This is a genomic window from Sedimentibacter acidaminivorans, from assembly GCF_017873955.1.
Taxonomy (GTDB): Bacteria; Bacillota; Clostridia; order Tissierellales; family Sedimentibacteraceae; genus Sedimentibacter; species Sedimentibacter acidaminivorans.
Genome location: NZ_JAGGKS010000004.1, coordinates 159,363 through 171,330 on the forward strand (window position 1 = coordinate 159,363; position 11,968 = coordinate 171,330).

The window sequence follows — 11,968 nt, forward strand, 5'->3', positions numbered from 1 at the left end:
TTACTTACGTCTTCGACGCCTAGTAGTTTTGCCAATTTGTTCGTCTGATGACTCTCCAACATTTCCCACAGGAATTGGTTCTTTAGGAATTCTCGGTTTAACCGCTCCTGCCTTCTTGATTGCCCCTTTCGGACATACATGTACACATGCTAATGTCTTATTGCATAACTCTGTATCAATGACGTGAATCATTTGTTCTCCTCCTGCAATAGAATTGGAAGGGCAACTATTGAGACATAGCCCACATCCATCACAAAGCTGTGGATCAATATACAAAGTGTACATTCCTTTACATATCATATTTGAACAAATTTTTCTTCGGATATGTTTACTCCATTCATCCTCATGCTTTACTATAAGCTCAAGACATATAGATGCAGCATCTCTTGCCATTTCACAACTTTCATGTCTTTTTATCTGTTCAAGCAGCTCTTGTAGAAGCTCAATATCATCACTCCTACCATTTCCTTTGGCAATGTACTTGATTATTTCATAAGCCTGCCATGTTCCTTCACGACAAAGCACAGACTTTCCACAAGATTCTCTCCTTGCTGTATCCATAATATGAACACAGTAATCCACTACACACGAGTTAAGATCAGATTCATCCCATTTAGGGAATTCTAATTTTTTATCACAAATCATTCCGTCACCTCCTTAACCTTCTTATAATGTGGATCTACCCAATATTTAACTTTTTGTATATCTAACCTTAAGTCACACTGCAAACAACGATCTGTTTCCTCTAAAGCTTCGCATTTATTATGAAAAGTTTCGATTCTATTTAATTTTGCGAAATTTTCCTTAACACCTATATTTGGATTTTTCTTTTGCCTCTCGTAAAGAATATCTGATATATCTCCATCACCGCCTAAATAAAGGTCTATATTTATAGCTGCATCACGTCCGGAAGCAATAGCTTGAACCACAGATTTAGTTCCATAGGAGACGTCACCACAAGCAAAAATTCCATCAATATTTGTTTTCATTTTATCATCAACCTTGGCAAAGCTACCTTTAACAAGTTCAATTCCAAAGTCATCACTCAACCCTGGCTGTTGTCCTGTAGCAAAAATTAGCATATCGGTATTAAGAACTGTTTCTGATCCATCTACTACGTCTAACTCTAGACCTTTATTGCTAAAACTAAAGCCTTTGATATCAATTAACGTTAATGAATTAATTTTTTCCTCATCATCTTCTATTGTTAACATAGATTTGCTGTTTAAAATTTCAATTCCTTCTTCTAATGCTGCTGTTATTTCTTCTTTGTCTGCCAGCATTGCCTCTCTAGATTCAAGACATACAACACGAACAGTTTTTACACCCATCATTTTAGCTGTGCGCGCACAGTCAAAACCAACATTTCCTCCACCATACACTGTAACAGTATCTCCAAGTTCAATAAGCTTTCCTTCGTTAGCCATTCTACAGAAGTCTACTGCATCCACTGCATTTAACCATTTCTTGTTATATACGGGAGGTCTTTTTCCATTACAAGCACCCAAAGCTATAAGCTGGGCATCATATCCCTTGTCCTTCAATTCATCAAGAGAACTTATATTTGAATTAAGATGAATATTTATTCCCTCTTCTTTCAATATATTAATTTCATTATCCACAATTTTTTGTGAAAGTCTGTATTTCGGAATTCCATAGGACAGCATACCACCAGCAAGAGTCTGACGCTCATATACATCAACTTCATATCCCTTTTTAACCAAATAGTAAGCCGCTGTCATTCCAGAAGGGCCTCCCCCTATTACTGCCACTTTTTTACCATTAGATTTGCTTCTCTTAACCTTAGTTTTCCAAGTTTCTTCCTTATCATTTTCTACTGCAAATTTTTTAATTTCCCTTATTGAAATAGGTTCATTAAGATACGTTCTTTTACAACTTGATTCGCAAACATGAGTACAAATATATCCCAAAGAATGCGGAAATGTTAATTTTTCTCTTATTACTGATACAGCGTCGCTATACCTGCCTTCTTTTGTAAGCCTTATATATTCAGGTATGTCAGTGTGTGCAGGGCAATCATTTTTACATGGAACTAATGCCATATTTTTAGGTGAATCCTTTGAGAAAATTCCCTTCATATCCTGTATTGCTCCTGTTGGACAAACTTCAACACAAGCCCCACAAAATCTGCAATCTGAATCAATCATCAACTTATCACCAATAGTGTTTATATAAGTTTCGTCATTTTTCTTATTTATAGACAAGGCCTTAACTCCACGATACTCTTCGCATACTTTTACACAACGACCGCATTGAATACAACGTTGCATTTCTTTTTTTATAAGATTATCAGATACAGCAATCCTCGTGTTTTCTTTTTCAATGTCACGAAGCCTTGAATGCGATACGCCCATATACTGCATTAAAGCTTGAAGTTCACAATTTAGATACTTATCACATGAAGTGCAGTCCTTTGGATGGCTTGCCAACATAAGTTCAAGAGATAACATACGAAGCTTATTCACCTCTTCAGTTTTCGTACTGACTACCATACCTTCCTCAACAATTGTTTCACACGATTGAACGATATCAGACTGTCCTTCTACTTCAACAGCACATAGCTTACAACTACCACTTGGTGTTAAATCCGGATGATAACATAGGTGAGGAATATATATCCCCGCATCTAAAGCCGCCTGAAGAAGATTTTGTCCTTCAATCGCTTCAATATTATAGCCATCAATTTTTAATCTTATTTTCTTCATTATTTACTCCTTACTATAGCAGTGTATCTACCAGAAGCCATTATTTTCAACAAAAATGTTAAACCAAACCCTACTGCGCTCATTACCGCTACTGCTATGAATGCAAGATTGTATCCACCACTTACCGTCTTTGTCCATGCAGCTAGCTGAGGACCAATAACACCAGCTATTCCATAGGCAACATACAAAAACGCGTAATTGAACGAAAGATTTTTTATACCAAAGTTATCTGCGCAAATAGGCGAAAACATGGAAGTGAAACCTCCATAGCAAGCACTAATTGCCAGAAGTGCTCCATCAAAAACCATACCTTCTGACTTTGTAAGTAATACCATTGAACATCCTATTACCGAAAACAACAATAACATAATATTGTATCTTCCTAACCTATCGGAAACAAAGCCAAAGGTTAACCTTCCTAATGCATTTGAAATCGAAATAAATCCTATTAATAATGCAGCTTGTTCAGCTGTCATTTTTTGAATTTCTTGAAGCATAGAAGATGCATGTCCGGTTATCATAAGTCCTGAAGTTGCACCCAGTGTCAATGCAGTTAAAATAATATAAAACCTTCCAGTCCTCAGCATTTCCTTCCAAGTATAATCTTTTACAGATACTACATTCAGATTTTTTTTACTCTTTTTTTCAGCCTGAGGATTAAAATGTTCCGGTACACTTCTTATCAAAAAAGATGTAGGTATCATAACGACTGCAAATATAACAGCTAATATTCCAAATACATAAAGTACACCATACTGCTTAGTAAAATAAGCTGCTAATGGAGCCCAGATAATTGATCCTCCACCATAGGCACATGCCAGCATACCCGAAGCCATTCCTGTCTTATCTGGAAACAAACTTGTACTGTATGCCATCAGACTTGGGTAGAGCATACTAATTCCAATACCTACAACAATTCCATACATAATATACAAATAGCCAATTGAGCTTGTAAACATTGTTGCAACTAGACCAGTTAAGTAAATTCCTATACCAATCCACAGGTATTTCTTAACCCCTAATACCTTTTGATATCTTCCTAAAAAAACAGGTGCAAGGGTTGATACAAGTATCTGTATCGTAAATGTTAGAGAAATGGTCTTAAGCGCCCAGTTGAAATCTTCCATAAGTGGCTTTTGAAACACACTCCAAGTATATCCTATTCCTGAACATAGTGCCATTAGCATGGCTGCCGCCAAATATTTCCATCTTTTTTGTTTGAAATCCATTCTTATGTCTCCTTCTATGTTAATACGTAATTAAACTTATCATGAAGCTATTACAGATTACTCTTTTATCATTTCAACGATACAGGCTGCTCCCATTCCTCCGCCTATGCACATGCTGACAAGACCATAACGACCATCAACAGTTTTTAAATAATTTAGCGCTTTACCAAGTAATATCGCACCTGTAGCTCCCAAAGGATGTCCTAATGCAAGCGCTCCACCTCTTGGATTTACCTTTTTCTTATCAAGATTGAGTTCATCTATGGTTGCAATTGCCTGAGATGCAAAGGCTTCATTCAACTCAATAACATCAATGTCATTTAAACTTAGACCAGATTTATCAATGACTTTTTCTATGGCGTAAATTGGTCCTAAACCCATATATGAGGGCTCTAGACCTTCAACGACAAAGGTTGTAAATTTAGCTATACCCTTAATACCTAATGACTGTGCTTTTTTTTTGGACATCAATACCACAAAAGAAGCACCGTCACTTCTCTGTGAGGAAGTAGCAGCAGTTACTAATCCATCGTCCTTAAAGCAAGGTTTCAACTTAGCTAAAGATTCCTTATTAGTTCCTTTTCGATAACATTCATCTCTTTTGAAAACTACTGCATTACCTTCTTTATCAAAACCTTTTACAGGAATAATCTCATCATCAAACAAACCATTTTCCACAGCTTCTGATGCTTTTGCATGACTTTCAACAGACATATGCTCCATTCTTTCTCTCGTTATTCCAAATTTTTCAGCAACATTTTCAGCAGTTATTCCCATGGGCATATAAATATCAGTATGGTCTAAAAGCCATGTATTTAAAAATTCAGAAGACTCTGAAAGAACAGGACAACTCATAGATTCCACTCCACCTGCAACAACAACATCCTGCAAGCCGCTCATAATCATCGAAGCTCCTGTTGCAATCGACTGAATTCCAGATGCACAAAATCTATTAACTGTCTGACCAGGAACCTCTACTGGGAAACCTGCTCTTATAGTTAGGTTTCTCCCAGGATTCAAACCCATTTTTCCTTCTGGTATAGCACATCCTACAATAACATCATCAATATCGCTTAATTTTAACTGAGGCACCCTTTCAACAACTCCCCTAAGTACCTCTGCTCCAAAATCTATAGGGTTTACTGTTGACAAAGATCCACGGCCTGCTTTTCCTATAGCCGATCGGCCATAAGCTACTATTACGCAATTTTCCATTTTAAAGATTCCTTTCTTAGTTAAATTGTTAATAATCATTTTTAGATTTGAAGATTAATCAACTTCAAACCTTAACTTAGCATGGTGCATAAAAGTATTGAATATAACTTTTCATTCATGCTTGCACTCCTAGATGTTAGAACAATAGGAATATCCGCCCCAACAAGACAACCTGCCATAATATTATCAGGATCCGCATTCCATATTTTACTCATCACGTTTCCAGTAACCATCTGTGGTACAAGTAGCATATCTACATCTCCAGCATATGGTGATTTATATCCTTTTATCTCTGCCGATTCACTACTAGTTGCTAAATCAAAAGATATGGGACCTTCAACAACACAATTTCCAAGCAAGCCTTTCATAGACATTTCCTTAAGCTTCAAAGCATCAACAGTTTCAGGCATTTTTTCACTTACAGTCTCAACTGCACATAAAGCTCCCACAACAGGCTTATTATAACCTAATTTTATAAGGGCTTCCGTACATGACATAATAATCTTCTTCTTTTCCTCTAACGTTGGATATGGAATTACTGCGCAATCACTTATTGATAACAATTTATGATATCCTTTAAGCTGCATAAATCCAAAATGTGTAATAAAACCATTTTTATTAAGTCCTGTTTCTTTATTAAGTATTGGTTTTAACAAGTCTTTGGTTTCTAACTTTCCTTTTATGATGAAGTCACCCTCACCCTTGTGGATTAACTTAACGGCTATCTCCGAAGGATTAATATCATTTTCACAATTTACAATTTTATACTTCTTATCTAAATAATTCATTTTATGAAGCTTATTAATTATATCTTCTTGTACACCCACAAGTACCGGTGTAACAAAACCCTTTTCCTGAGCAAGAAATACAGCTTCCAGGGCGTGCTCATCAGCAGCACCTGCTACAACAGCTCTTTTTATAGGACCATTTGAATTAATAAGCATATTCATCAGTTCATCAAAATTTTTATACATGCTGTTCACCTTAATTCTTCTTTATACCAAGTATTTGCCTTGCTTCATCAGGTGTAGCTGGTTCTTTTCCAAATTCCTTAATTACTCTTGCAGCTCTTTCTACAAACTCAACATTAGTACCAAGTCTATCCTTGCTATAATAAACATTATCCTCTAGTCCAACCCTAATATGTCCTCCTAATGCCAAAGTGGCATACATAATAGGTAAATGCTGTTTTCCTAGACCAAAAGCAGACCAAGTAGCATTTTCAGGAAGCATATCACAGAGGAAATGTAAGTTTTTAACGGATGCCTCCATACCTCCACCTACTCCAAGTACAAACTGATAATGACATGGAGTAATGAGAACTTCCTTTTTAACATAATACTTAACAATATTCATAAATCCTGAATCAAATATTTCAAGTTCAGGCTTAATGCCAAGCTCTTTCATCTTAAGTCCTAATGACTTAAGAAACTGTGGGGCATTATCAAATATACCAAAAGGCATCCAGTTGAAAGAACCCGCATCAAAGGAAGCCATCTCAGGCATAACATAAGGTAAATGTGCCATTCTTTCTTCATAGCTGGCCCTATTATCACCAGAAGTTGTACAATTAATAACAACGTCACAATCTGTTCTTTGTTTAATTAGATCAACAGTTTTCTTGAATTTTTCTTTGTCCATGGTGCCCAAACCTTCTTCATCTCTCATGTGAAGATGCACAACTGCAGCACCTGCCTTCCAACAATTATATGCATCCTCTGCAATTTCCTCTGGAGTAAGTGGTATTGCTGGGTTTAATTTCTTAGGTGTCATAGCCCCTGTTAAGGCAGCTGTTATTATAACTTTATTTTCTAATTCCATTATTACCTCCTATTGTCTTCCATCTTAAAAAGTGTTGTTGCTTTCCTAAGCAAGTTCATTGGGATTACTAAATATATCTTCTATTGAGTTATATCCTCTTGGATAATATATATATGGGTGTACCTCTTCCTCATTATTAAGTATTCTAAGTCCCCCAGCTGCTAGTGCTTCCATTTCACGTTCACCTGGAATAATTGAAACTGGAGCAATAAAGGATACCTTTTCTTTAATCCAGTCAGTTATTCTTTCGCTATATGCAACACCACCAGTAAGTATAATCTGGTCAACTTTTCCGCCCCTAACAACTGAAAGTTGTCCTATACTTTTAGAAACACCATACGCCATAGCCTTTAGAATTAATTTTGCCTTTTCATCGCCTTCATCTATCATTTTTTCTACATCTCTAACATCTTGAGTGCCAAAATATGCAACCACACCAGATTGTCCACAAAGATGCATCCTCATCTGCTGAAGAGTTTTGTTACTTTTATAGCAATAATCTACTAAGTATCTTGTTGGAATGGCTCCTGCCCTCTGAGGTGACATAGGACCTTCATCATCATATACCCAGTCGGCTATACGACCGTGATCATGAAAACCAAGAGTTATACCCCCACCAAGCTGTACTATAATTAGATTAAGATCTTTATATTCTTTACCGATTGATTCTGCATATGTTATTCCTGCCATCTTTGTATTAAGCAAATGTGCTATCGGCATGTTAATAATTTCAGGGATACCTGTAATTTTTGCAATTTCATCTGCTGAATCTACACAGGTTGGATCATAAATAATTACAGGAACTCCAAGCCCTTTTACCAGCTTATCAGCAATTAAACATGATAATGTCGATGCATGCTGCGCCTCAGGAGCATATGTAACAGATGCAATCATCAAATCATTTACTTCATATGCACCGTCATATGGAACTGAAGGTATAGTTCCTGCTCTTGAAACAACAATATCAAATTCAGAAGGATTAAGATTATTTTCTTCTAAGAACTCCTTGACTTGATTTGTTCGAAATTCAAGCTGATCCAATGTTTTTGGCATCTCTTTCAGTTGTTCTGCAGTTATTGTAAGTGAGATCTTGCTCATCATCTTATCGTCTTCAAAATAAGCTACCTTGGTTGAAGTAGAACCACAATTTATAGTAAAAATTTTTTTCATTTTATATCACCACCTATTATTTAAAGCATGTGGAGAATTATTGAATTCTCCACGCAAATTTTAATGTTATCTTATTTTTCCCTTTAATGGTGGGTCGATTTTTCCTTCAAGTCCCAAATATTTAATCATTGATAAAAGTTCTGAATGAAGCTCATCAGCACAGAACATTCCAAATAATTCAGTTCCAAATGCCATATCAAGATCATCTGCAATCCTTTTCTTCCAAGGTCTTCTTACTAACTGAGTAGTTAATCTTCTTGCCACTCTATTTTGAGCCATAAGCATATCTGCAATTTCATAAGCTCTGTCCATAAGTTTTTCTCTTGGAACTATTTCAGATACCATCCCTAACCTTAAAAGGTCTTCTGGAGACATTTTATCACCAGTCATCAAATACCATGCAGCAAATCTTGGAGGCATAAGCTCCATAAAGCAGCTGTGTATTCCATCTCCTGGTACATTATTAGTTCCTGGCAACATATGTGGATCAAGTACAACGATATCATCTGCTGCAATAGCTAAATCACACATCAATGCTAATTCAGTATGTCCACCAGATCCGCTTAATACACCCAAAGTTGGAACCTCAACATCTTGAATCATAGTTATAATCATACGACGTCCATCAACAAACATGTGATTGTATCTTGTTTGTCCAGGATCATCTCCCTCTGGAGCCCAGCTTGCAGCTTCAAAGTCAGTTACCCAGAGGTTACCTGTACCTGTAAATATTATCATTTCAGTTTCGCGGTCAGTACCGAGCATTCTCCACATCTTTCCAATAGCATCGTGCAATTCCATTGACCATATTAAAGGTCCTCCCTTGCAGTGCATACGGACTGTTACAACTCCGTCTTCTCTTCTTGTAATTATAAAATGTTCTTTAAACATTTCTTGAATTTCTTCAAAACTTGGCCAATTTACATAGCCTGCATTAGTAATTCTTTCTGTTGACATATTTTAACCTCCAAAATTTTAATCACAACAGTTTCTCTGTTATACAAATATTATAGAAAAATTATTGCGGATTGTACAATTCAAAATATGCATATAAAATTTCACATACTTTGTTTTTCAATATCATATTATTAATATTATAACGACTTTTAATAAACTAAATTTCTTTTGGTTTATCGTTTAATAAAAGCATAGCAATTATTGATATCACTTCTATTCCCATAAATATAATATATGCACCGGTAAAAGATCCCGTAATACTAATAGCTACCGCTAATACTAAAAATGCCATGTTTCGAATTACACCCTGAATAGTATTCATTACTGTAAATGCCATAGGAAACTCTCTTCTTCCAAATATAGTTGTAACCATAGATGGAGGAAAATTAGCGTTACCTCCTATAGCACCACCTATCATGATAAGTGAAATATATAAACAAATTGTATTATCAATTAAATTAAACCCAATACCTACTATATACCAAACAGCGAAACACAATGATGCTGTTTTAGTACCCCATTTTTGATCAACAACTCCCCAAGCGTAACTCCCTAATAGTCCTATTACCGCAGCTATTGTTAACATCATAATAGCTGTGTTAAGTTCATATCCTCTTTCCATTAACCTTGGAACTAACTGCGACATAATACCAATAGTAACCATTCCATTAATGCCATACGCAATTGCCATTAACCAAGTTTCCTTTGTTTTAAAAACCTTCATATAAGTTAATTTATGTTCATAGTTTCCTATTATTTCTTCACTTACTTGATCAGAAGGCAAATTATCAGGTGTACACCCTGCTTCCTCAGGAGTTCCCTTCATGAATATCTTAGTAAATATAGCTAATAATATCATGATTATACCCATAATTGTAACTGACGTATTAATTCCTCCAAATGCAACTGCAAGAGCGTTTAACACGATAACTATTGTAGCAGATGCCATATTCATCCCCATAGTAGACCATCCAAGTGCCAATCCTTTAGTTCTTGGAAACCAGTTTGCCATGTATACGTTACCTGCTATATTACTAAAACCATTAATTAGTGAAACCATTAATGTTAATGAAATAGCATAAGTAGTAAGAGTATTGGCATTACCATACCAAATAGTAGCAAAACCTCCTAATACAAGACATAATATCGCTGTAAATTGTGCCCCTTTTTTAGCAGCCAACCATCCATAAAACATACATGAAATTAAGGCAATAATGCCTGCTGGTGTAGACATTGCTAAAATTTGATTATAATCCATACCATGTAGTTCACTTAGCCCTGGCACTAATACATTTAAACCATCCACAGTCATACCAGTCATAAAGTAGTACAAAAATCCTACATAAATTATTACACCCCAACCTTTCTTACCAAAGTTATTACTTATTTTTTCAGTGCCTTTTTTATTATTTGAATTGTTTAAATTCTTTACAACCATATTAACATCCTCCATTTTTATTAGATTGTATCCAATGGACACTTCAATTTTTAATTAAATTATTTACTACTTCTATATTTATTTAAATCAATTGAAATTTTAATTTATTAGTTCTATTTAGTTTCTTCCCTTTAATAATATCTGCAGGGTATTGGAATAAGTTCATATTGATTTCATCAGTAAAACATGATAAAATGTTCTAAAATTAACAATATAATTATAAATTGTTAATTTACTACAATTATGAAAGGATTATACCATGAATCTTGAGACTCTTCAGTATTTTCAATATATTGCCAAATACAAGAATATCACTAAAGCTGCAAAACATTTTTTTATCAGTCAGTCTACTTTAAGTCGCCAAATAATGGCCCTTGAAAGTGAGCTTGATACCCAACTTTTCATAAGAAATAATAAAAATATAGAGCTAACTGATGCGGGTAAGGTATTCAATAAGGACTGTGATTTATTTATTAAACACATGCAGGTCATAACGGAAAATGTACAAGCTGCATCCCAAGGAAATGTTGGAACCCTTAGAATTACATCACCAGGTGATTTATGTAAAACGTTTTATGATTCTTTAATCTTATTTCAGGAAAGATTTCCATCTGTTCAACTGGTTGTTGAAGCTTATGATTTCAATGAAATTCCCACTGCCATTCAATATGGTGTATATAATATTGGATTTACTTTTGATTTTGCTACCACAACATATGAAGACGAAATTGAAAGCATTCCTATAGGGACGGATGTATTTTCCTTGGCTGTATCATCTAAGTTATTCCCTAATCCATCCATTGACTCAATATCAGAAATTGTAAAATCATTGCCCATGGTTTTGCCTTATTACACAGAACCTCCTTTTTTAAAACGCATAATACATGAACTTCAACATTATTCAGGAGTAAAGAAAATCAAAACAAACTACGTTAATACTACAGACTCCGTTATGCTTGATGTTTCATTAGGCTTAGGCTTTAGCATCATTCCAACTTGTGTATCAATATCTAAAAGTGGTATGGAAAACATCTCATATATACAGCTTGATAACTTTGCAAATGGCACTATTGTTATGCTTTATAAGAAATCAATGACTTCCGGATTACTAAATAGCTTTGTGGATATTGTCAAAGAGCTTAGCATGTAATAATAAATTTATTCTTTAAATATTTCATGAATTTCTTCTAAATTTGACCATTTTACATATCTTTCATTAGTAATTCTTTCTTTTAACATATTATCCTCACAAATATTAATTAAAACAGCTGTTTTTAATATATCAATATTATAAAAACGTTTTTATGGATTGTACAATTCAAATTATGCATAGTGAATTTCAAATACTTTGTTTTATTTATGTCGTATTATTTGCTATAATAATATAGTTGATAAAGAATCTAAAAAGCGAG

The 11,968-nt window shown here is 34.8% G+C and carries 10 protein-coding genes; 1 reads left to right on the top strand and 9 read right to left on the bottom strand.

The window, feature by feature from the left end; translation table 11 throughout:
• The 9 genes from J2Z76_RS08145 to J2Z76_RS08185 form a co-directional block, all read right to left on the bottom strand.
• Window positions 1-645, bottom strand: coding sequence for an NADH-ubiquinone oxidoreductase-F iron-sulfur binding region domain-containing protein (locus J2Z76_RS08145; RefSeq protein ID WP_209511543.1), 645 nt, complete (start codon window positions 643-645; stop codon window positions 1-3).
• Window positions 642-2,726 carry an FAD-dependent oxidoreductase gene (locus tag J2Z76_RS08150; RefSeq protein WP_209511544.1) on the bottom strand — a complete coding sequence of 695 codons (2,085 nt, stop codon included), beginning with the start codon at window positions 2,724-2,726 and terminating at the stop codon, window positions 642-644. Before J2Z76_RS08150 ends, J2Z76_RS08145 begins: the two co-directional genes overlap by 4 nt.
• Entirely contained in the window at window positions 2,726-3,955 is a 1,230-nt protein-coding gene (locus J2Z76_RS08155; RefSeq protein ID WP_209511545.1) for an L-lactate MFS transporter, read from the bottom strand. The genes J2Z76_RS08150 and J2Z76_RS08155 overlap by 1 nt, the downstream gene beginning before the upstream one ends.
• A 57-nt stretch (window positions 3,956-4,012) precedes the next feature.
• Window positions 4,013-5,170: a thiolase family protein gene (locus J2Z76_RS08160; RefSeq protein WP_209511546.1), complete on the bottom strand. Its 1,158-nt coding sequence runs from the start codon at window positions 5,168-5,170 to the stop codon at window positions 4,013-4,015.
• Between the two features lie 71 nt (window positions 5,171-5,241).
• The gene (locus J2Z76_RS08165; RefSeq protein ID WP_209511547.1) at window positions 5,242-6,144 is read right to left on the bottom strand and encodes a phosphate acyltransferase; all 903 of its coding nucleotides are present in this window, start codon (window positions 6,142-6,144) and stop codon (window positions 5,242-5,244) included.
• 10 nt (window positions 6,145-6,154) lie between these two features.
• Window positions 6,155-6,991: a beta-keto acid cleavage family enzyme gene (locus J2Z76_RS08170; protein WP_209511548.1), complete on the bottom strand. Its 837-nt coding sequence runs from the start codon at window positions 6,989-6,991 to the stop codon at window positions 6,155-6,157.
• Window positions 6,992-7,036: 45 nt separating this feature from the next.
• Window positions 7,037-8,161: a butyrate kinase gene (gene buk, locus J2Z76_RS08175; protein WP_209511549.1), complete on the bottom strand. Its 1,125-nt coding sequence runs from the start codon at window positions 8,159-8,161 to the stop codon at window positions 7,037-7,039.
• 66 nt (window positions 8,162-8,227) lie between these two features.
• A complete protein-coding gene (locus J2Z76_RS08180; RefSeq protein WP_209511550.1) occupies window positions 8,228-9,118 on the bottom strand; it encodes an enoyl-CoA hydratase/isomerase family protein in 891 nt (296 codons plus the stop codon).
• Window positions 9,119-9,275: 157 nt separating this feature from the next.
• Entirely contained in the window at window positions 9,276-10,556 is a 1,281-nt protein-coding gene (locus J2Z76_RS08185; protein ID WP_209511551.1) for an MFS transporter, read from the bottom strand.
• Between the two features lie 259 nt (window positions 10,557-10,815).
• Between J2Z76_RS08185 and J2Z76_RS08190 the strand changes: the two genes are divergently transcribed.
• On the top strand, window positions 10,816-11,706 hold the full coding sequence (locus J2Z76_RS08190) for a LysR family transcriptional regulator (protein ID WP_209511552.1): 891 nt from the start codon (window positions 10,816-10,818) through the stop codon (window positions 11,704-11,706).
• Window positions 11,707-11,968: the final 262 nt, after the last annotated feature.